General features: G+C 67.9%; 17 protein-coding genes. 7 read left to right on the forward strand and 10 right to left on the reverse strand.

Annotation, left to right across the window (positions count from 1 at the left end; translation table 11 throughout):
- The first annotated feature begins 21 nt into the window (after window positions 1-21).
- Complete coding sequence (locus ACRWNM_RS20325) at window positions 22-1,323, forward strand: PucR family transcriptional regulator (protein WP_431969620.1); 1,302 nt, start codon at window positions 22-24, stop codon at window positions 1,321-1,323.
- Window positions 1,324-1,507: 184 nt separating this feature from the next.
- Here the strand turns inward: ACRWNM_RS20325 and ACRWNM_RS20330 are convergent, their stop codons facing one another.
- The 5 genes from ACRWNM_RS20330 to ACRWNM_RS20350 all read right to left on the reverse strand — a co-directional run bounded on the left by ACRWNM_RS20330 (window position 1,508) and on the right by ACRWNM_RS20350 (window position 7,894).
- On the reverse strand, window positions 1,508-2,236 hold the full coding sequence (locus tag ACRWNM_RS20330; RefSeq protein WP_431969621.1) for a hypothetical protein: 729 nt from the start codon (window positions 2,234-2,236) through the stop codon (window positions 1,508-1,510).
- 56 nt (window positions 2,237-2,292) lie between these two features.
- On the reverse strand, window positions 2,293-3,015 hold the full coding sequence (locus ACRWNM_RS20335; protein WP_431969622.1) for a hypothetical protein: 723 nt from the start codon (window positions 3,013-3,015) through the stop codon (window positions 2,293-2,295).
- A gap of 139 nt (window positions 3,016-3,154) precedes the next feature.
- A complete protein-coding gene (locus tag ACRWNM_RS20340) occupies window positions 3,155-5,506 on the reverse strand; it encodes an arylsulfatase (RefSeq protein WP_431969623.1) in 2,352 nt (783 codons plus the stop codon).
- A gap of 116 nt (window positions 5,507-5,622) precedes the next feature.
- Window positions 5,623-6,930, reverse strand: coding sequence for an MFS transporter (locus tag ACRWNM_RS20345; RefSeq protein ID WP_431969624.1), 1,308 nt, complete (start codon window positions 6,928-6,930; stop codon window positions 5,623-5,625).
- A gap of 118 nt (window positions 6,931-7,048) precedes the next feature.
- Window positions 7,049-7,894 (reverse strand): SDR family NAD(P)-dependent oxidoreductase, encoded by an 846-nt coding sequence (locus tag ACRWNM_RS20350; protein WP_431969625.1) that lies wholly within the window; start codon window positions 7,892-7,894, stop codon window positions 7,049-7,051.
- 185 nt (window positions 7,895-8,079) lie between these two features.
- On the opposite strand from ACRWNM_RS20350, the gene ACRWNM_RS20355 reads away from it, so the two are divergent.
- The 3 genes from ACRWNM_RS20355 (at window position 8,080) to ACRWNM_RS20365 (ending at window position 11,471) form a co-directional block, all read left to right on the forward strand.
- On the forward strand, window positions 8,080-9,300 hold the full coding sequence (locus ACRWNM_RS20355; RefSeq protein ID WP_431969626.1) for a PucR family transcriptional regulator: 1,221 nt from the start codon (window positions 8,080-8,082) through the stop codon (window positions 9,298-9,300).
- Between the two features lie 154 nt (window positions 9,301-9,454).
- Window positions 9,455-11,098, forward strand: coding sequence for a long-chain fatty acid--CoA ligase (locus ACRWNM_RS20360; RefSeq protein WP_431969798.1), 1,644 nt, complete (start codon window positions 9,455-9,457; stop codon window positions 11,096-11,098).
- A complete protein-coding gene (locus ACRWNM_RS20365) occupies window positions 11,067-11,471 on the forward strand; it encodes a YidH family protein (protein WP_431969627.1) in 405 nt (134 codons plus the stop codon). Before ACRWNM_RS20360 ends, ACRWNM_RS20365 begins: the two co-directional genes overlap by 32 nt.
- Before the next feature lie 280 nt (window positions 11,472-11,751).
- Here the strand turns inward: ACRWNM_RS20365 and ACRWNM_RS20370 are convergent, their stop codons facing one another.
- Window positions 11,752-12,492, reverse strand: coding sequence for an SCO6745 family protein (locus tag ACRWNM_RS20370; RefSeq protein ID WP_431969628.1), 741 nt, complete (start codon window positions 12,490-12,492; stop codon window positions 11,752-11,754).
- Window positions 12,493-12,734: 242 nt separating this feature from the next.
- On the opposite strand from ACRWNM_RS20370, the gene ACRWNM_RS20375 reads away from it, so the two are divergent.
- The gene (locus tag ACRWNM_RS20375; RefSeq protein WP_431969629.1) at window positions 12,735-13,067 is read left to right on the forward strand and encodes a thioredoxin family protein; all 333 of its coding nucleotides are present in this window, start codon (window positions 12,735-12,737) and stop codon (window positions 13,065-13,067) included.
- Window positions 13,068-13,248: 181 nt separating this feature from the next.
- Here ACRWNM_RS20375 and ACRWNM_RS20380 read toward each other — a convergent pair whose 3' ends face one another.
- From ACRWNM_RS20380 to ACRWNM_RS20390, 3 genes are all read right to left on the reverse strand, one after another.
- A complete protein-coding gene (locus ACRWNM_RS20380; protein ID WP_431969630.1) occupies window positions 13,249-14,103 on the reverse strand; it encodes an alpha/beta hydrolase in 855 nt (284 codons plus the stop codon).
- 54 nt (window positions 14,104-14,157) lie between these two features.
- Window positions 14,158-15,120 (reverse strand): alpha/beta hydrolase, encoded by a 963-nt coding sequence (locus ACRWNM_RS20385; RefSeq protein ID WP_431969631.1) that lies wholly within the window; start codon window positions 15,118-15,120, stop codon window positions 14,158-14,160.
- A gap of 131 nt (window positions 15,121-15,251) precedes the next feature.
- Complete coding sequence (locus ACRWNM_RS20390) at window positions 15,252-16,241, reverse strand: GlxA family transcriptional regulator (protein WP_431969632.1); 990 nt, start codon at window positions 16,239-16,241, stop codon at window positions 15,252-15,254.
- Window positions 16,242-16,359: 118 nt separating this feature from the next.
- On the opposite strand from ACRWNM_RS20390, the gene ACRWNM_RS20395 reads away from it, so the two are divergent.
- A complete protein-coding gene (locus tag ACRWNM_RS20395) occupies window positions 16,360-16,944 on the forward strand; it encodes a TetR/AcrR family transcriptional regulator (protein ID WP_431969633.1) in 585 nt (194 codons plus the stop codon).
- A 271-nt stretch (window positions 16,945-17,215) separates the two neighbouring features.
- Complete coding sequence (locus tag ACRWNM_RS20400) at window positions 17,216-18,739, forward strand: GMC oxidoreductase (RefSeq protein ID WP_431969634.1); 1,524 nt, start codon at window positions 17,216-17,218, stop codon at window positions 18,737-18,739.
- A 327-nt stretch (window positions 18,740-19,066) separates the two neighbouring features.
- On the opposite strand, the gene ACRWNM_RS20405 is transcribed toward ACRWNM_RS20400, so the two are convergent.
- Window positions 19,067-20,278, reverse strand: a complete 1,212-nt coding sequence (locus tag ACRWNM_RS20405) for an acetyl-CoA C-acetyltransferase (RefSeq protein WP_431969635.1) — start codon at window positions 20,276-20,278, stop codon at window positions 19,067-19,069.
- Window positions 20,279-20,290 lie beyond the last annotated feature (12 nt).

The following is a 20,290-nucleotide window of genomic DNA, read 5'->3' on the forward strand; positions in this document are numbered from 1 at the left end:
CGGTGACTATATTCGGCCGTCATGGAGGTCGAATGGCCGCCGGCGCGTGAGCCGTCTGCGCAGCGGGTCTGGCGGGAGGTGTTGCGGCCGATGGCGGCGCAGATGCGTGCGTCCGCCAAGGACCTCGCGCAGCGGGCGGTCGCTCGGATGCAGACCGAGTTGCCGGAACTGTTCCCGGATCTGCAGAACGTCCAGGAGAACCTCGTCAGCACGGAGGCGAGCCTGCGGCAGCTGGCTCAGATCATCGAACTCGCAGGCGACCCCCGGCAGGTCGAATTACCGCCGTCGACTCTGGCCATCGCACGGTCAGCTGTGCACCGACAGGTCGCGCTCGCGGATTTGATGCGGCTCTACCGGCTGGCTCAGGAACGGGTGTGGCAGTGGATGTTCGCGCACATTGTCGACAAAGCGTCGGACGCAGCCGATCAGGCGGTAGGGCTGGATCTGGCCACGGGGTGGCTGTTCGCCTACGTCGACGAGGCGATGGTCCGAGTCGAGAGAGCGTACGAGGTCGAGCGCGACGCCTGGCTACGCAGTGCCGCCGCGGTCCGCGCGGCCGCGGTCGAGGAGATTCTGGCCGACCGTGAGCGCAATGAACAGCGGGCATCGAAACGACTGCGCTACGACGTGAATCGGCGTCACGTCGGGGCCATCGCCTGGGTCGAGCAGGCTTCCGAAGGCGGCGAAACCCACGCAGCTCTGGGCGAGGCTCTCACGGGGCTCGCCCACACGCTGGGCGCCGAGACCACCCTCATCCATTCCCTGGGCTCGCTTGCCGTCGCGGGCTGGATGAGCCGCAGGGACTCCTTCACCTCCGACAAGCTCGATGCTGTGGGTCGTGGTGACCGGGTGCCGGGTGTGAAGCCCGGTGTCAGGATTGCCGTGGGCGAGCAGGGCCGCGGCCTGGAGGGCTTTCGCCGCACCCATCTCGAAGCAGACCACGCGCGGCGGGTCGCGTCGCTGGCGGGGCCGCGCGGGGCAACGATCACTTGCTACCGCAGCGTCGCCGTTGCGGCGCTCGGCATCGCCGACCGCGATCACGCACTGTCGTTCATCACCCGGGTGCTCGGGCCGCTGGCCGCCGACGACGAAGCCACATTCCGGCTGGCGATGACGCTGTCGGTCTATCTCGACGAAAATCGCAGCCGCAGTCGCGCTGCCGAGCGGCTCATGGTTCATCCCAACACGGTCAGCTACCGAGTCCACCAAGCCGAGGCACTGCTCGGACGCAGCGTCGCCACCGACTTCTTGGACGTTCAGGTCGCGCTGGCGATGCTCCCCGCTCGCCCCGGCCTCGCGCGTCCCCGTCCCGACGAACTGTGACGTGAGCACAACGAGTGAGGTGGGAATCCTGTTGGGCGCATTGGCAACAGCCACGATGCTGTTGTCACGCACTGCGGCCGATGTGGCGTGGGAGCGGGCCACCGCGGTAGAACTTCTGCGGTCGACCATTCACCGGAATCGGCCCCGGCGATGGTTCGCCGGGGCCGGGGATGTTCCTCTGTCGTCAGCGCGCAGAACCGGAGGACGACCCGGTGCGGATGCCGCTCGCGGACCCGCTCGGTAACCGCAGGTTGGCGTCGGGGATGACGACGCCATCCGGTGTGTTCACCGTGCTGTCGGCGTAAGGACTCTGCCCGGGCGGTGACTGAATGGTCGTGAGGTACTTCCACAGGCCGTCGGCCAGCGCGACGCCGCCGCCGACCAGCGTGCCGGCCACCCCGCCCGCGGCGGCGAAAGCCAGCGCGGCCGCCGGGACGGTGGCGAGGCAGGCGGGTCCGACGACGAGGCACGAGGCGGCGCCGATCGCCGCGCCGACCACAGCGCCGACCACGGTCCCCACCACTGTTCCGAGCAGTGGGCCGCGGGTGAGCGAGTTGGACAGTTCGGTCAGGGCGCGCTGTTCCTCCAACGGGGACGCGACGGTTCGTGGCGCACGTTCGACCTGGCTCACATCGGGTCTCAGCGTCAGGGTGCGCGCGTCGTCGGAGATCGACTCCGCAAGGGGATGAACCACACCGTCGATCGAATAGGCCATCGGCAGCGACTCCAGCACTCGACCGGCGGAGTCGCGCAGTTCGATCTGGTGACGACTCTCCGCGACAGCGAAGTGGGCGTTGTCGACCGTGGTCATCACACGGTCGCCCACGACCTCGATGCGGTACTGCACCGATGGCGGCGCCGGTGCCTCGGCGAGTGCGGGCGGTGCGGCGATCCCCGAAGCGACGACGGCCATCAGGACACCCAGCCAACACGCGCGTTGTGAGACAGGGTGCCCCTCGTTTCGCGCGATCATCGCGTGGCTCCTGTTGTGGCTGAGGGGGATTCGGCACGAGCTTGCAGGTCCGGTGCGTACTTGCTGGTTCCAGGCGGGGCGTTGAGTGTGGTGAGGTACTGGTACACCGCGATCGCCGTCGTCGGACCGCCGCCGAGGACGAGGCCCGCCATCCCGCCGACGCCTCCGGCGAGGGCGACGATGGGCAGGACGGCGACAACACATCCGAGGCTCAGCACCACACAGGACGCGCCCGCGAGCGCGACGCCGACGCCCACGCCGAGAACCGCTCCGACGGCGGTGCCGATCAGGCTTCCCACCGACGTGCCGATGCTGACGGCATTGATGAGGTCGTTCATCGCAAGCTGATTCTCGACCGGTGACGCCACGGGTTTCAGTTCGTCGCGTCGAATTGCGGCGACGTCCGGGGTCAGCGTGAGAGTGCGACCGTCAGGCGCGATCAGGTGCCGGACCGGTAGCGTTTGGTCGTCGATTCGGACCCGCAACGGCAGAGCGTCCAGGACGCGTCCCGCAGTGTCGAAGACCGAGACCGCGCTGCCATCGTCCGACAGCGCGAAGGTCCCGTTCTCCAGGCTGGTGACCACCGATCGGTCGGTTGTCAGTTGTGCCCGGTACGACACCGCGGGAATGTCGGTCGGCGCGGCTGTCGCGGTCGCTCCTGTCAGCGCGATGCCGACGACTGTCGAGGCGGCCCCGAGGGCTGACCATCGGATTCTCATTGCTTGTTTCCTCATCTTGGATCGGAGGGGTCGACGAAGGCGGGCGCCGCGGCGGTTGTCACCGTGCCGCCCGATGCCTCTGTGGGGGGATCTGATGAACGAGTGCGAACGCGCACCCGTGACGTTCAGCGCTCGGCGACTACTGCCGGGCCATGGCCGCGCGCAGTTCGCTTGCGGCATCGCTGATCGGCGTGCCGGAGATGTCGACGGTCACGCTGTGCAAGGTGCCGGTGAATCGGAACGGCGCGCGGTACTCGGACGTCACCACCGACCCCGGGTTGGCGCCGCAGCGCAGGCCGCCCGGGTTGAAGATGATCGGTGTGGTGACCGGGAAATCGGCCTGGCCGACAAGGCGGTCGTCGAGGTACAGCAACGCACGACCGGGCGCGCCTTTACCTTGCGTGAAGTCGGGGAGTCCGGTGGGTTGGAACTCGAAGCCGAGCCTGTGACGCCCGGCCGGAATCTCTTCCTCGGAGGACACGGTGAGCCAGGACCGGCGCACATAGTTGTGCGTGTAGTGCAGTCGGCCGTGCTGCAGGTAGAACGACCAACCGCCGGTGTAGCCGCCCTCGCACAGCAGCACTCCCTCCGCCCCGTCGGTGGAGATGGTCACCTCGGCGGTGATGCTGTGCGGCCGGTTGAACAGCCGGGGTGCGACCGCCGCGGGCAGCATCTGGGTGCCAGGCCGGAGGGTGTAGCTGGTGCGGTTCTCGGTGAGTTGAGGTCGCTCGTCGAGCAGTCGGGCCATCGCTCTGCCGTCGACGGGAAGGACCTGGTACTTGCCTGCCTCGGCGTACCACAGCCGGATCAGTTCGGCGAGCTTGTCGGGGTGCTGGGCGGCCACATCGTGGTTCTCGGCGAAGTCCTCGGCCACGTGGTACAGCTCCCAGTGTCCGGCATCCAGGTCGGTGAGGTCCTCGGCCGTGATCGGGGTGCCGAACGGTCGCTCGGACTCGGCGAAAGACGGACCGGGCCAAGGACATACCGCTCGCCAGCCGTCGTGATCGATCGCGCGGTGGCCGAGCATCTCGAAGTACTGGGTGTGGCGGCGGGTCGGCGCGGTGGGATCGTCGAGGGTGTGGGCGAAGCTGATGCCGTGCAGCGGGGTTTGCCCCACACCGTTGATCGTCTCGGGCGGCTCGAGGTCGAGCAGGTCGAGCACGGTGGGCACGATGTCGATCAGATGCGCGTACTGGGTGCGCACCTCGCCGCGAGACGCGATGCCGCGCGGCCAGTGGATCAGGAACGGGTCGCTGGTGCCGCCGCGGTAGGTCTCACGCTTCCACCGCCGGAACGGGGTATTGCCCGCCCAGGTCCAGCCCCACGGATAGTGGTTGAAGGTGGCGGGGCCGCCGAGTTCGTCGATGTCCCTGAGGCTTTCCTGGAGTGTCTCCTGCGCGTTGTTGAAGAACTGCAGCTCGTTGGTCGTGCCGGTGACACCGCCCTCCGAGCTGGCGCCATTGTCGGAAACCACGGCGACGATCGTGTTGTCGAATTCGCCGATCTCCTTCAGGAAGTCCAGCACGCGGCCGATGTGGTGGTCGGTGTGGGTGAGGAACCCGGCGTACACCTCCATCATCCGGGCTGCCAGCCGGCGCGCGTCGGGACTCAGTGAGTTCCATTCCGGCACATCGGGATCCCGTTCGGACAGCTCGGCATCGGCGGGGATGACGCCCAGTTGCTTCTGCCGGTCGAACACCATTTCCCGATAGGCCTCCCAGCCCTCGTCGAATCGGCCCTTGTAGCGGTCGGCCCACTCCCTGGGCACATGGTGCGGAGCATGTGCGGCGGCAGGACAGAAGTAGAGGAAGAACGGCTTGTCCGGTGCGGCCTGTTTGGCGTCGGCGACGAACTGGATTGCCTTGTCCGCCAAGTCCTCGCTCAGGTGGTATCCCTCCTCGGGAGTGCGTTCCGGCTCGACCTGGTGGTTGTCGTGGACCAGATCCGGGTACCACTGACTGGTGTCGCCGCCGAGGAAGCCGTAGAAGCGTTCGAAGCCGCGTCCCAGCGGCCAGCGGTTGTAGGGGCCTGCGGCCGATTCCTGGTCGGCGGGTGTCAGATGCCACTTGCCGACCGCGTACGTGTTGTAACCGCGCGCCAGCAGCATCTCCGAGAGAAACCCATTGGAGAACGGGATGTTTCCGTCGTATCCGGGGTATCCGGTGGCGAACTCGGTGACCGCCGCCATCCCGTTGGCGTGATGATTGCGTCCGGTGATGATGCACGAGCGCGACGGTGAGCACAGCGCGGTGGTGTGCATGTTGCTGTAGAGCAGGCCATCGGCAGCCAGCGCATCGAGGTGGGGCGTCGCGATCGGGCTGCCGTAACACCCCAATTGTCCGTAGCCGACGTCGTCGAACACGATCAGCAGCACATTCGGTGCGCCCGGAGCGGCACGGACCGGCCTCGGCCAGGCGGGACTCGATTGGTCGATGGTGGTTCCGACCGCTCCCGGAAAGGCGGTGCCAGGGGTGTACTCGTTCAATGCCATTCATTGCTCCTCTGGTCAGCGCTGGCGAAAACGCTGTCGAAATGGGTTCTTTGCGCGATGGGCGCGTCAGTCGACGGGCCGAACCGGGTGCTGACGATCCGTGCGACTGTCCGGCGTCAGTTCCCGCCCACTGGGACCGCGCTCTCGGAGTCGGCATGTTCATCGGACCGTTCGAGGGAGCCGCTCGTCGACTCCCCGAGGGACACCATGACCATGGCGAGGATGAACATGAGGGCAGCGATGAAGTAGAAGACCGCGGGGATTCCCCAGTGATCCAGAATCGCTGTGATGGCGAAGGCGCCGACGATGTTGCCGATCCGGGCCGAGGCGCTGGCCCAGCCCGAGCCTATCGATCGGAAGCGGGTGGGGAAGACCTCGGCCGAATACGTCTGCGTGAGCGGTACGACCAACTGGAACAGGACCTGGAGCACGCAACCGATTGCCAGGACGTAGGAGGTCGAGCTTCCCGCGGTGAACAGCAATGCGACTACGCCCAACACGGTGCCGACGACGGCGAGGGAATACTTGCGTTGCCAGCGATCGGTCACCACGGTGCTGGCGAAGAATCCCAGCAGGCCGACGGTGGTGACGACCGCGGTGATCAGTGTTGATTGACCGAGGTCGTACCCCTGCAGTTTCAGCAGCGTCGACAGCCATCCGGTGAACCCGAAGTAGGCGACCACACCGAGCGTCCACAGTGCGCCGGTGACCACGAATCGTCGGCCGTGTCCCTCCCGGAAAAGCGCCCGAATTCCGCTACCGCGATCGTCTACCTGGGTGGAGGTCGCACTCTTGGCGGGCGCAGGTGCAGGCACGGGCGCGATCGTGTGTCCGGCTGCGCGCACCGCTTCCTCGATGTCGTTCATGATCGAATCGGCGCGGGCCAGGTGCGCGCGGGACTCGAGCCAGCGCGGTGATTCCGGCAGGTGCCGAAGGAAGGGGACCACCAGCACCAGCCCCAACCCACCGAGGACGAACAGCGCACGCCATCCCCAGTCGAAGTTGGGTACCAGGGCGAATGCGAGCCACGCGAGCAACGTAGGACCGACTCCGGCGATGGTGATCACCCACGCGATGGCGCGGCCACGCACCCGGCCGGGGACGAGCTCTGTCAGCAGGACCGCACCGACCACCGTCATCCCCTGATACCCGATTCCGGTGAGGAACCTCAGGACCAGGAACCACTCGGGTGCCGAGACTGCGGCGTTGATCAATGACGGCGCCGAGAACAGCACCAGGCAGGCGACGAGTGCCGGTTTGCGGCCGAACCGACCGGCCGCCCATCCACCGGCGAACGCTCCGACGAACGAACCGATGCCGGTGGCGGCGGTAATGGCGCCGACATCACGCACCGTGAATCCATGGTGCTCGATCAGTGCCGGCGCGCTGAACGCGAACGAATAGAGGTCGATCAACTCGAACATGAAAGCGCCGATCATCAGGGCACAGACCATGTAGTGCCAGCGACATACCGGCAGACGTTCGAGCCGATCGGATACCGAAACACGCAGGGGCGGAGAGGAGATCGGTCTCACTGCGCGCTCACTCGGCGACGGCGGCGAGCTTCGCCGCGACCCATCGGGCCACCGGCGGGGTGGCACGGGACAGCGCGTACATGATGTGGGCCTCCGCGGCGACCGGGGCGACAGCGCGGTTGCGGTCGACGGCGCGCAGGATGTTGCGAGCGACGCGCTCGGCGGTGTAGCCGCGCTTCCGGTAGACCGCGGCCATGTTCTTGCGCCGCTCATCGGCGTCTCCACCCCGGATCGGGCTGGTCTGGGTGATCGCCGTGTCGATGACACCGGGACAGATCGCGGTAACCCCGATTCCGTGCGGCGCGAGTTCCATGCGCAGCGCCTCGGACAGGCCGAGGACAGCGAATTTGGTTGCGCTGTAGGCAGAGAGCTGGGGGTTGGCGAGCAAGCCCGCCGCCGACGAGAGGTTGACGATGTGGCCACCGCGGCCGCGGTCGACCATCGACGGCACGAATGCGTGGCAGCCGTGCACGACGCCCATCACGTTGATCGAGACCAGCCACTCCCAGTCCTCGAGGCTGGTGTCGAGGAACCCGCCGACGAGACCGACCCCGGCGTTGTTGACCACCATGTCCACGCCACCGAAATGGTCGTCGGTGGCTTCGGCGAACGTGGCCATCTGCTCGGCGTCGGCAATGTCCACCCGGCTGGTGAAGACCTCACTGCCGGCGGATCGCACCGCGTCGGCGGTGTCGACAAGCCCGGCCTCGTTGATGTCGCACAGCGAGAGGTACGCGCCGCGGGCGGCGCACAGTATGGCGAGCTCACGCCCGATTCCGCTGCCGGCTCCGGTGATGGCCACGACCCGGCCGGACAGGTCCGGGGCTTTGGTTCGCGAAGGTACCGTGATCATGGTCACAAGTTAGGGTGGGTGTGCGGGGGAGCGCTCGTGAGCGCGCGCCAACGTGTGCGCGACTCGTTGTGACCGCACGACAAAGGTGAGTAGGTTTTCCCGGCATGAAGATCGAGTGGCCGCCGGCTCGGGAGCCATCAGCACAGCGGGTGTGGCGGGAGGTGTTGCGGCCGATTGCGGCCGAGATGCGATCGTCAGCCGCGGACCTGGCCGAAAGCGCAGTCGCCAGGATGCAGGAGGAACTGCCCGAGCTGTTCTCGGATCCGCAGACCGTCACGGAGAATCTCGTCAGCACCGAGGCGAGCCTGCGACAGCTCGCGCAGATCATGGAGCTCGGCGCGGATCCGCGCGGAGTGGAGCTGCCGCCGTCGACTCTGGAGATTGCCAGGTCCGGGGCGCGTCACCACGTCGCGCTCGCGGATCTGATGCGGTTCTATCGGCTGGCTCAGGAACGGGTGTGGCAGTGGGCGTTCGGCCGGATCACCGCCACCGCGCGGGATTCGGCAGAGCAGGCTGTTGCGGCCGAACTGGTCACGGGATGGATCTTCGCCTTCGCGGATGGGGCGATGGTGCGGGCCGAGCAGGCGTACGAGGTGGAGCGCGAGGCGTGGGTGCGCAGTGCCACAGCGGCCCGCGCCGCGGCCATCGAAGAGGTCCTCGCCGGCCGGGAGCGCGACGGGCAGCGAGCGTCGAGGCGGTTGCGGTACGAGGTGAATCGGCATCACATCGGGGCTATTGCCTGGGTCGACCGCGCCCCGGACAGCGGCGACGCCCTCGACGTGCTCAACGAGTCCATCGCCGAACTGGCCCGCACCTTGTCGGCCGAGAGCACCCTCAGTCAGCCGTTGGGGTCGCTCGCCGTGGCGGCCTGGGCCAGCCGTCGCAGCGCCTTCACCGCCACTGACCTCGACGCTGTCCGTCCGCGCCGAGGTCGGCGCACCGTGACGCCCGGGGTCACTATCGCCATCGGCGAGCCGGGCCGGGCGCTGGACGGATTTCGTCGCACCCATTTCGAGGCGGCCCACGCGCGCCGAGTCGCCTCGATGGTTCTGTCTCGCGGGGAGGCACTGACGCGATACCGCGACATCGCTGTCGCCGCGCTCGGCACCGCGGACCGCGATCACGCGCTCGCATTCGTCACCCGTGTACTGGGGCCCCTGGCTGCCGACGACGAGACCACCTATCGGTTGGCGATGACATTGGCGGTGTATCTCGACGAGAACTCCAGTCGCATCCGCGCCGCCGAACGGCTCACCGTCCATCCCAACACGGTCACCTATCGGGTTCGTCAGGCCGAAGCGCTCCTCGGTCGGAGCATCGGCTCCCAGACGCTGGAGCTGCGGGTCGCGCTGGCGCTGCTGCCCACCCTGCCCGGCCTGACGCATTCCCGGCCCACGGAATTGTGACGTGACGACAATCCGTGCTTCGAATGTTGGCGCGGAGCGCCGAGAGAATGTGATCCGGCTCTCCTAGCGTGACGTGGCAGTGGCCCGCCGGTCCGCAGCCTTCCCACGCAACGAGGAGCCCTCCGTGCAGACCCAGCAGATCGATGCTCTGACCATGGACGATTACCCACTCACGCTGACCCATGTGGTCGAGCGCGCCGAGCGGTTCCACGGCGGGAGGGAGGTGATCTCGCGACGGCCCGACGGCAGCATCGCCCGGACCACCCTCGGTGCCTGCGCGAGGCGGGCGCGGCGGTTGGCGTCCGCGCTGGCCGGGCTGGGCGTCGGCGACGGAGATCGAGTGGCCACCCTGCTGTGGAACCAGGCCGAGCACCTCGAGCTGTACTTCGCGGTCCCGGCGATGGGGGCGGTGGTGCACACACTGAACCCGAGACTGCACCCGGACGGGCTCGCGTTCATCGCGGCCGACGCGCAGGACCGGGTCATCGTGGTCGACGAGTCTCTGCTCGAGGTCTTCGCAGGCTTCGGCGATACGCACCCCTTCGAGCACGTCATCGTCGTCACGCACGGCGGGGCGGTGCCCGACGGGATGGCGGACTACGAGGACTTGATCGGCAGGGGGGCGCCGGTGGCGTGGCCGGTGCTCGATGAACGACGCGCCGCCGCACTGTGTTACACCTCGGGCACCACGGGCAGGCCGAAGGGGGTGATCTATTCGCATCGCGCTCTGGTGCTGCATTCGATGGCGGCGGCGTTGCCCGACCAACTGGGCGTGTCGGCCCGCGACACGCTGCTGCCGGTGGTGCCGATGTTCCACGCCAACGCATGGGGTCTGCCCTATGCGGCGGCGCTGATCGGGGCCCGGCTGGTGCTGCCCGGGCCGCGCCTCGATCCGGGCAGCGTGCTCGATCTGCTTGCCGGCGAACGGGTTACGGTGACCGCAGGCGTCCCGACGGTGTGGATGGGAATGCTGGCCGCTCTCGACGCCGAGCCGCGGCGATGGGACCTCGGTCGCCTCGACCGGCTGATCGTCGGCGGCGCCGCGGTGCCGCGCAGCCTCCTGGAAGGGTACGACCGGCATGGCCTCACGGTGATCCAGGCGTGGGGCATGACCGAGACGGCGCCACTGGGCAGCGTCGGCCGCCTGCCCGAGGATCTCGACGCCGGGGAATCGGATGAGCGGTACGCGTTCCGGGCACGTCAGGGGATCGCTGTGCCGTTCATGGATATCCGCGCCCGTGATGACGACGGCGAGCTGGTCGCGTGGGACGACACGGCGATGGGCGAGCTCGAGGTGCGTGGTCCCTGGGTGGCGGCGGCCTATCACAACGGACAAGCCCCCGACAGCTTCACGCCGGACGGATGGTTCCGCACCGGCGACATCGTCCGCATCGACCACCGCGGCTGCCTGCGCATCTGCGACCGGGCCAAGGACCTCGTCAAGTCCGGTGGGGAGTGGATCTCCTCGGTCGATCTGGAGAACCACCTCATGGCGCATCCGGCGGTGGCCGAGGCCGCGGTGGTGGCGGTACCCGACGAGCGGTGGGGTGAGCGTCCCCTGGCGGTTCTGACGCTGAAGGACGGGGCGCGGACCGATCCCGAAGAACTACGTGAGCATCTGGCCACCGACTTCGCGCGATGGCAGCTGCCGGAACGCTTCGAGTTCGTCGATGTCATCCCGCGCACGGCCACCGGCAAGTTCAAGAAGTCCGTACTACGCGAACGCTACTCGGCCACCCACCTGGAAGATCACGATTCGAACGGCCATGGACCCGACGGCGGCTCAGACCTACTGTGAGGATGTGATCGTGGCAGATACGCCTCTCGCCGAACACAATTCGCGACCGGATGAGCGCTTCACGCTCGCCAGCGAGCGGACCTTTCTGGCCTGGATTCGCACCTCGCTCGGTCTACTCGCCGGTGGGATCGCCATGGTGCATCTGGTCCCCGAATTCAGCACCGGGTGGGCACGGACCCTGCTGGGTACCATGATGATCCTGCTGGCGGTCGTCGCGCCGATCGCCGGTTTGCGCCGGTGGTTGCAGGTGCGGCAAGCCCTGGAATCCGGTGCCGAGATGCCCGATGAGCGCGACCTGTGGGTGCTCACTGTCGGTATCACCGCTGTCGCGATCCTCGCAGGCACCGTCACCGTCGTCGGCGCTCTACACTGATTCGCCGCGTCACTGATCCGCCGTGTCCGGGCGCGAGCTCCCTCGTTGCGGAGGACCCTCGCGAAGGTCGCGACAACCCGTTCCCCTCGAAACACCTGTGACGCAGGAACTCTCGGATCGACCAGGTTGTCTCGAGGTCGACGAGACGGGACGCTCGTGCGTCCCGGAGCGGGTCGCCTGCGGTCGGAAGCCAGTGGGGTGTACTGGTTTTCGGCCGCAGGCGGGTCTCCGGATCGGTCGGGTGGATCGCGGCTCGCTCGGTTGATACGTGCGACCGGTCCTAGCGGGCGAAAACCTTCGCGTGGGCGGCGGTGAGCAGGGTGGTGAGTTCCGTGCTCGCGGCGCCGTCGAGGACGGCGAAGGCGGGGGCGATGAGGGTGTCGGTCAGGGCTTCGGCGCGTTGCCAGCGGTCGTGCACCGTGGGGGTGAGGTCTTCGAAGGGTTCGGGCCAGCCGTACCAGCGGGCCTGGCCGGGGCCGTCGTTGAACGGGGAGCCCGAGATCAGGACAGCTTGCAGCGGGGTGATGCCGCTGGCGCGGATCGCGAGCAGGTGCAGTCCGCCGCGGAGTTCGCGCAGGATGTGCGTGAGTTGCGTGACTCGCGCGGGCGCGTCGGTGGCCAGCGGCAGGGCGCGCCAGCCGGCGAACAGTGGCAGACCGGCCGGATCGGCCGCGGCGACAACGACTTCCAGCAATTGCGCGAGACGATCGGCCTGCTCGAAATCGCCGAGTTTGCGGCGGCCGAAGTCCTGACAAGCGGCCAGGTAGCCGTCGGCGGCCTTGGCGGCGGGCATGGGGACCGACTCCCAGGCCTTGCGGATGGAATGGGCGGGGAAGAAGCCGAAGGCCGCGGTGACGACGTCGGCGTCCACGTCGCCGAGCACGCCGCCCCTGCCGCGGGTGTACGGACCGAAGAACCCGTCGACTCCGGTGCTGTGCCCGAATTCCTTGGTCTCCCGGGAGAACATGAATCCCCCGCCGAGTTCCTGGACCTGCTTCTTGACCGCGGCGGCGACCGACACGTGCGCTTCCTTTCGACGGACTGTATCCGCCGCCACACTATGCGATTCTTACACCGTACGGAACACCCGTGTCACACTCCGGGAAGAACCTGGCGCAAGAAGTCGGTCTGGTCGGCGAGGACCTTGTCGCGGTGGTACGGGCGGTAGATTTCGAAGTGGCTGAAGGGGAGGTCGGCCCAGGGGTGTTTGGCGCGACGCCGACCGGTAACCCGGTAACTGAGCGAGGTGTCGAGGAGAGAACCGTGAACGGTGTGCGCGCCGTATCGACCGAGACCTTCGCCGAGACCGTGCTCGGTGCCGGTAAGCCGGTGCTGGTCGTGTTCTCCGCGCCGTGGTGCGGCCCATGCCGTCGGTCGACGCCGCGGCTGCGCCTGCTCGCCGACGAGCTCTCCGATCAGCTCGTCGTCGTCAGCGTGAACGTGGAAGAGCACCCCGAGCTGGCCGAGCGGTACCGGGTGCGGGCTTTCCCCACCCTGGGCCTGTTCGTCGGCGGCCGCCTCGTCCACCACAGTGTGGGCGTCGACCCGGTACCGGACTTCCTGGACGAGTTCGGGGACTACCTTCCCGGGTGCTGACCGGGGCCCGATCGCCACAGCCTCGCGATCGCTGAGCGTCGCCTGATTGCCGAGTGCCGTCCGGTTGCTCGATACCGCCTGCGGTAGTAGCCCTTTCGGCACGGGCGGACATCGTGGTGATGAGGGCGATCTTTCCGCCGCGCCCGCCGCGGCCGGGTATCCCGACCGCGACGGGCCTCGATCAAACGAACCGCTGGACGAACCGCAACGCCGTCTCGGCGACCTCGCGCCACCCGGAATCGATCGTCAACGCGTGACCCCGCCCCGGCAGCTCGACGAACTCGGTGACGCCGGGATTGCGCTTCTGCTTGACGTATTCGGCATGCGTGATCGCCCGTGGCACCGTGTTGTCCTTCTCGCCCGAGAGGATCAACAGCGGTCCCCGCTCGGGATTCTCGGTATCGACCCGGGTCTCCGACCACGGGTTGAGGTTCGCGGCCGCGGCCTGGAACAGCGGCGCCCCCGGCGCGGCGACGGCGTATATCTCGAACAGGCTCCTGGCTTCGTCCTCGTCCACCGCATTGGCGAAGCTGTAGCGGAACTGTTCGTAGGTCAACGGCACCGCGCGGCGCCGATTCGCCGGATTGCTCAGCACCGGCGCGGCGGCGCGCAGCGAAGAGATCGGCAGCGCAAGGACCCCGCGGAACGGTGCGGCGTCGATGGCCACCGAAGCCGCGGACAGCCCGCGCCCGGCCAGGATCTGGGTGAGCAACCCGCCGAAGGAATGCCCGATCACCGCGGGCTTGCGGTCGAGTGCGCGAATCACCGATGCATAGTGATCGGCGACCTGGCCGACGGTCTTGCCCGCGAACACCTCGGGATGTTCACGCGCCTCCGCCACCGTCCGCGGGTCGTCGGGCCAGCCCGCGGTCACCGGCGCGTAGCCAGCGTCGGCGAAGACCGCGGCCCAGCGGTCCCAGCTGCCTGCGAGCAACCACAGCCCGTGGATGAACACCACCGGCGTGCGCCCGCTCGCATTGGCCTGGTCGATCTGGGCGCGGGCCTGCTCGTCGATGGAGGTCGAGGCAGTCGACATCGTGAATCGTCCTGTCGATCGAAAGGATTCGGAAGTCGTGGCGGATGCCGCGACTCAGCCGTGCAGCGCCGCGGACAAGGTCGCGACGGCTTGGGCGATCGCGGCCTTGGCCGCGTGGGTGTCGTGCAGGGCGTTGACCATCACGAAGTCGTGGACGATCCCGCCGTAGCGGGTCTGCGTCACCGGGACGCCCGCCCGGCGCAGCTTGCCCGCGAAGGCCTCGCCCTCGTCGCGCAGCACGTCGGCCTCCGCGGTGATGACCAGCGCGGGCGGCAGTCCGGCCAGCTGTTCGGTGCTCGCGCGCAACGGCGACGCGGTGATCTGCGCCCGATCCGCTTCGCTGGTGGTGTACTGATCCCAGAACCAGCGCATTCCGTCCAGGGTCAGGAAGTACCCCTCGGCGAACTCGCGGTACGAGCCGGTATCGAAGTTCGCGTCGGTCACCGGGTAGAACAGCACCTGCTGCACGAAGGAGACGTCGCCGCGCTCCTTGGCCATCAGCGTCAGCGCGATGGCCATATTGCCGCCGACCGAGTCGCCCGCGACCGCGAGGCGCGAGGAATCCAGGCCCTTCGCGCCGCCCGCCGTGGTGATCCACTGGGCGACCCGGTAGGACTGTTCGTTCGCCACCGGGTAGCGCACCTCCGGCGAGCGGTCGTACTCGGGGAACACCACGGCGGCGTTCACCCCGACCGCGAGGTCACGCACGAGCCGATCGTGGGTGTGCGCGTCACCGAAGACCCAGCCCGCGCCGTGCGTGTAGAGGATGACGGGGAGCGGTCCGGTCGCGCCGACCGGTTTCACGATCCGCACCGGGACCGAGCCGGTGGGGCCGCCGTCGACGGTGATCCACTCCTCGTCGATCTCCGGCTTGAAGATCGGGCTGTCCTGGACGCCGTCGACCGCTTTGCGGCCCTCTTCCGGGGGCAGCTGGTACAGGAACGGCGGTTCGGAGGTCGCGTCGACGAACTCCTGGGCGGCCGGCTCCAGCGATAGACCGAGGGGGTTCCCTGCCATGGTTCCTACCTTTTCGGCGTCGTTGTTGAGGGGAGCCTCCAGTTTTCGTGAACCGGGCGTCCGCGCGCCCCACCCATCGGGCCAAGTATCCGCACGATTTGAGACACCGGACAGCAAATCCGCGACCGGGATCAGCCGCCGGTCGCGTACGCCGTCGAGCGGAAGCGCTGCTGGTACTTGCGCGGCGAGACGCCCAGGCGCGCGATGAAGGCGCGGCGCATCGCCTCGCCGCTGCCGTATCCGGCGGCCATCGCGGCCTCGGTCACGCTGTAGCCCGCGTCGAGTTTGTCTCTGGCGTAAGCGAATCGGACGAAGGCGACGTACTCCGCGGGTGTGCTTTCCAGTTCCGCCCTGAACAGCCGGGTCAGGTGTCGCGGGCTCACCCCGGCGTGTGCGGCGAGCGTTCGCACCGTGTACGGCTGGGCCGGATCGGCGCAGATCAGGTTGGCGACCGCGCGGACGAGCGGGCTGCGCGGAACCGGTCCGCTGAGCGCCGCCGAGAATTGCGACTGGCCGCCGGCCCGCTGCATGTACACCAGCAACGACTGGGCGACCCGGCGCGCCACCGCGGCGCCGTGGTCCTCCTCGACGAGCGCGAGCGCGAGATCGATGCCCGCGGCGACGCCCGCGGAGCTGTAGATGTGCCCGTCGCGCACGAAGATCGCGTCGGGGTCCACGTCGACCGCGGGAAACTGGCGGCCGAGATCCTTGACGAATTTCCAGTGCGTGGTGGCGCGGCGTCCATCCAGCAGGCCGAGGTGGGCGAGGATGGCGGCCCCGCTGCAGATCGACGCGAGCCTGCGGGTGTGCTCGGCGAGATGGCGGGTGGCCCGCAGCACCTCCGGCGTCACGAACTCGGCGGCGGGCAGCTCGCTGCCGGGGATGACGACGGTGTCGAAGCGGCCCGCGTCCGCCGCCGCGTGCGCCACGGCGACGCGCGCGCCGATCGAGGTCTGCACGTCGTTGCCGTCGGCCGAGACCAGCACCACGTCGTAGGCGGGCAGCGACTGATTCGCCTCGACGAACACCTCGGCCGGACCCGCGAAATCGAGCATCTTCACGCCGTCGAAGACCAAGATCCCGATCCGCCGCCGCGACGAGGTGACCGCTCTGGAATTCATCCGCCGATTATTGTGGAGGCGCGACTCCATAATCAAACGAGGCGGCCCGCGTGTGCCGCGTTTCATGCTCGCTCGGGCCTCGCGCGCGGTCTAGTGATGGCGTTGCTAGCGTGGACGAATGGGGCGTCCACGGCAGTTCGACGAGTCGGCGCTGCTCGACGTCGCCATCGAACTGTTCTGGACCGACGGGTTCGACAGCACTTCGGTGGAGGGCGTGTCCAGCGTCTCGGGTGTCGGCAACGGCAGTATCTACGCCGCCTACGGCAGCAAGATGGGCCTGTTTCTCACGGCTTTCCGCCGATACTGCGAGCGGCGAGCCGAGTATGTGCACGCCGCGCTGCACGCCGCTCCCGGCCCGCCGCGCACGGTGGTGCGCGCGTTCTTCGACGCGGTGATCGCCGACTGTCTCGCGTACCCGAACCGGCGCGGGTGCCTGATGATCAACAGCGTCGCCCAGCTGGGGCATCGGGTCCCCGAGGTCGTCGCCATCGGCGACCGGACGACCGCGCGGATGGAGACCCACGTCGCCGAACGGCTCGGCGCCGATATTCCGCGAAAAGTCCTGGACGAGAACGAACTAGCGACGCTCAGCGCTCACATCGTGCTGGTGTCCCAGGGGCTGATCCAGCTGAGCCGCCTCGGCGCGTCTCGGCAGCGTCTGCACGATGTCGCCGAAATCTCGTGTGCCGCTGTCCCGCAATGACTACGCGACATCGCCGGTAGCGTCGTAGGGCCGAACGGTCCGGCGGCGGATCGCCCAGGGAGATCGAAAATTTTCCGGCTTGTCCGGAAAGTTCCGCGCGGTCGCGTTTCACATCGCTATAACAGGTTCCAATCAAAATCTCGATGAGGAGCCTGCGTTGCCTGTTCGCACTCATGAAATGCCTGTTGGTAATCGGTCCTGGGGGGTGAGCAGGCGCGGATTTCTAGCTGCAACAGGTTTCACCTTTGCTGGCGCGCTGGTGGGGAGGTCGATGGCGCGGGCAACCGCGGCACCGCTGGCGGATGGGGAGAAGGTTCCCGCGCTCGTCATCGGCAGCGGATACGGGGGATCGGTCGCCGCACTGCGGCTCGCGCAGGCGGGTGTGGAGGTGACCGTGGTGGAGATGGGCAGGTCGTGGACGACGCCCGGCTCCGACGGCAAGATCTTCTGTCCCGTGCTGAAACCCGATGGGCGGTCCTACTGGCTGCGCGACCGCACCGATCAGCCGGTCGGCTACTTCGCGGGCAGCAGCTACAACAAAGACATCGAAAGGTACACGGGCGTCTTGGATTCCGAGCGCTTCAGCGGGATTCGCGTCTACCAGGGCCGGGGCGTCGGCGGTGGCTCGTTGGTCAACGGCGGTATGGCGGTGACGCCCAAGCGGGAGAACTTCGCGGCCATCTTGCCCTCGGTGAACGCCGATGAGATGTACGACATCTACTACCCGCGCGCCAATGCCGGTCTCGGCGTGAACAATATCGACCAGACCTGGTTCGAGAGTGCGGAGTGCTACCAGTTCGCCCGCGTGGGGCGCAAACACGCGGAACGCTCCGGCCTCGGCTGGACCTTCGTGCCGAATGTCTACGACTTCGAGTACATGAAGAAGGAACAGGCCAAGCAGGTCACCCGGTCGGCACTGGCTGGTGAGGTCATCTACGGCAACAACCACGGCAAGCGGTCGCTGGACAAGACCTATCTGGCCGCGGCCACCGGGACCGGCAAGGTGCGTATCACGCCCATGCATATCGTCACCGCCGTATCGCCCGCGGAGGGCGGCTATCGGGTGGAGATGAACGAGATCGACACCAGCGGTGCCACGGTGGCGACCAAAGCCGTTGTGGCGCAGAAGGTGTTCTTCGCGGCGGGCAGTATCGGCACCTCGAAGCTGCTGGTGGCCATGAAGGCGCAGGGCAAACTGCCGGACCTGCCCGATGCCGTCGGCAAGAAGTGGGGCAACAACGGCAATGTGATGGTGGGCCGCGCCAATCACATGTGGGACGGCACCGGCGTACTGCAATCCAGCATGCCGTGCCTGGGTATCGACAACTGGGCCGATGCGGGTGGCCCGGCCTTCGCCGAGGTCGCGCCCTTCCCTGCGGGGCTGGAGACCTACGTCAGCCTGTACCTGGCGATCACCAAGAACCCCAATCGCGGGCAGTTCACCTTCGACTCCGGTACCGGCAAGGTCGATCTGAGCTGGCAGACCGCGCAGAACCAGTACGCCATCGATGCCGCCAAGCGCATCTTCGACAAGATCAACAAGAAGGAGGGGACGATCTACCGGACCGACCTCTTCGGCGTCTACAAGACCTGGGGCGACGACTTCACCTATCACCCGCTCGGCGGTTGCGTGCTGAACGAGGCGACCGACAACTACGGTCGGCTCCCCGGCTACACCGGGCTCTACGTCATCGACGGTTCGCTGATCCCGGGCAATACCAGCGTCAATCCATTCGTCACCATTACAGCTCTGGCGGAACGCAATATCGCGAACATCGTCGCAGGCGATCTGTAGCCTCGGCGTCGAGGGCGTGGCGGCAGGCGTCATCGATCCCCGGCTGGCCGTCGATGCGAACAAGGCCGAGCAGCCGATAGAGCTGCAGTGTCTTTCGTTTAGGGCAAATGAAGGCTCCGACATGTCCGGATGCCTTGCAGTGCAAGGTATCCGGACACGTTGGCGAGTAGGCTCAGCCGGCCACGGATGCCTACCCTGTCGCCGCCGCGGACGACGCTTCCGCAGCAGCCGATTGGGACCAAACCCCCGACCACCGCGGAGCGCGGTGGTCTCGGCGGCGGATCCAATGGCGGCAGCGGCAGCTGACTGGTTGGAGGACTTACTCGTTCAGGAGAGTCGCTCGAAGACGGCGGCCAGGCCTTGTCCGCCGCCGATGCACATCGTCTCGAGGCCGTATCGCGCCTCGCGCCGGTCCATTTCGCGCAGCAGGGTCGCGAGGATGCGGGCTCCGGTCGCGCCGACGGGATGGCCGAGGGAGATGCCGGAACCGTTGGGGTTCAGGCGGGGATCGTCGGGCTCGACGTCCCACCGGCGCAGTACGGCGAGCACCTGGGCTGCGAAGGCTTCGTTCAGTTCGATGACATCCATATCCGCGAGGGTGAGCCCGGCCTGGGCGAGAGCCCGCTCGGTCGCGGGAACCGGACCGATTCCCATGGTGCGCGGCGCGACGCCCGCCACCGCCCAGGAGGCCAAGCGGGCGAGGGGGCGCAGACCGAGCTTGCGGGCGTGCTCCGGGGTGGTGACGAGGCACAGTGCCGCGCCGTCGTTCTGGCCGCTGGCATTGCCCGCGGTGACGGTGGCGTCGGGGTCGACGGAGGCTCGGATCGGACGCAGTGCGGACAGCGCCGCGACCGTGGTGTCGGCGCGTGGGTGCTCGTCGGTGTCGACCAGCAAAGGTGCCGAGCGGCGCTGTGGAACAGGAATTCCGACGATCTCGTCGGCGAATCGTCCTTCGCCCTGGGCGGCGACGGCGCGGTGATGCGAGAGCGCGGCCAGCTCGTCCTGATCCGCCCGGCTGATCGCGAATTCGGCGCGCAGGTTTTCCGCGGTCTCGATCATGCCTCCCGGCACAGGGAAGTCACGTCCGCCCGCGGTGACGCGCGCCCGTGCGAGCCGGTCCGCGAGCGCGACGCCGTCGCCTTTGACGCCCCACCGCATTCCGGTCGCGTAGAACTCGGTCTGGCTCATCGACTCCACGCCGCCCGCCAACACGAGATCGCTTCCGCCGGAACCGACTTGCAGGCACGCCTGGATGACCGCCTGGAGTCCGGAGCCGCAGCGCCGGTCGACTTGCAGGCCGGGCACATCGATGCCGAGGCCCGCGTCGAGCGCGGCGATCCGGCCGATGGCGGGCGCCTCGCCGTTGGGCGAGGCCTGCCCGAGAATCACGTCGTCGACCCGGCTGCCGTCGATGCCGGTGCGCTGCACCAGTTCCGCGACGAGCGTGCTGGCGAGCTGTTGCGGCGGAATGTCTTTCAACACGCCGCCGAAGCGGCCGACGGGAGTGCGGAGCGGTTCGCAGATGACTGCGTCGGGCATGGGTTGTCCTTC

The organism is Nocardia sp. bgisy134 (assembly GCF_965341865.1).
Taxonomy (GTDB): domain Bacteria; phylum Actinomycetota; class Actinomycetes; order Mycobacteriales; family Mycobacteriaceae; genus Nocardia.

Coding starts and splice junctions, on each gene's coding strand:
- ACRWNM_RS20340 (WP_431969623.1), bottom strand. CDS start 5,506: ATGGCATTGAACGAGTACACCCCTGGCACCGCCTTTCCGGGAGCGGTC.
- ACRWNM_RS20335 (WP_431969622.1), bottom strand. CDS start 3,015: ATGAGAATCCGATGGTCAGCCCTCGGGGCCGCCTCGACAGTCGTCGGC.
- ACRWNM_RS20350 (WP_431969625.1), bottom strand. CDS start 7,894: ATGATCACGGTACCTTCGCGAACCAAAGCCCCGGACCTGTCCGGCCGG.
- ACRWNM_RS20385 (WP_431969631.1), bottom strand. CDS start 15,120: ATGGCAGGGAACCCCCTCGGTCTATCGCTGGAGCCGGCCGCCCAGGAG.
- ACRWNM_RS20345 (WP_431969624.1), bottom strand. CDS start 6,930: ATGTTCGAGTTGATCGACCTCTATTCGTTCGCGTTCAGCGCGCCGGCA.
- ACRWNM_RS20365 (WP_431969627.1), top strand. CDS start 11,067: ATGGACCCGACGGCGGCTCAGACCTACTGTGAGGATGTGATCGTGGCA.
- ACRWNM_RS20390 (WP_431969632.1), bottom strand. CDS start 16,241: ATGAATTCCAGAGCGGTCACCTCGTCGCGGCGGCGGATCGGGATCTTG.
- ACRWNM_RS20405 (WP_431969635.1), bottom strand. CDS start 20,278: ATGCCCGACGCAGTCATCTGCGAACCGCTCCGCACTCCCGTCGGCCGC.
- ACRWNM_RS20380 (WP_431969630.1), bottom strand. CDS start 14,103: ATGTCGACTGCCTCGACCTCCATCGACGAGCAGGCCCGCGCCCAGATC.
- ACRWNM_RS20355 (WP_431969626.1), top strand. CDS start 8,080: ATGCGATCGTCAGCCGCGGACCTGGCCGAAAGCGCAGTCGCCAGGATG.
- ACRWNM_RS20360 (WP_431969798.1), top strand. CDS start 9,455: ATGGACGATTACCCACTCACGCTGACCCATGTGGTCGAGCGCGCCGAG.
- ACRWNM_RS20395 (WP_431969633.1), top strand. CDS start 16,360: ATGGGGCGTCCACGGCAGTTCGACGAGTCGGCGCTGCTCGACGTCGCC.
- ACRWNM_RS20325 (WP_431969620.1), top strand. CDS start 22: ATGGAGGTCGAATGGCCGCCGGCGCGTGAGCCGTCTGCGCAGCGGGTC.
- ACRWNM_RS20400 (WP_431969634.1), top strand. CDS start 17,216: ATGGCGCGGGCAACCGCGGCACCGCTGGCGGATGGGGAGAAGGTTCCC.
- ACRWNM_RS20330 (WP_431969621.1), bottom strand. CDS start 2,236: ATGGCCGTCGTCGCTTCGGGGATCGCCGCACCGCCCGCACTCGCCGAG.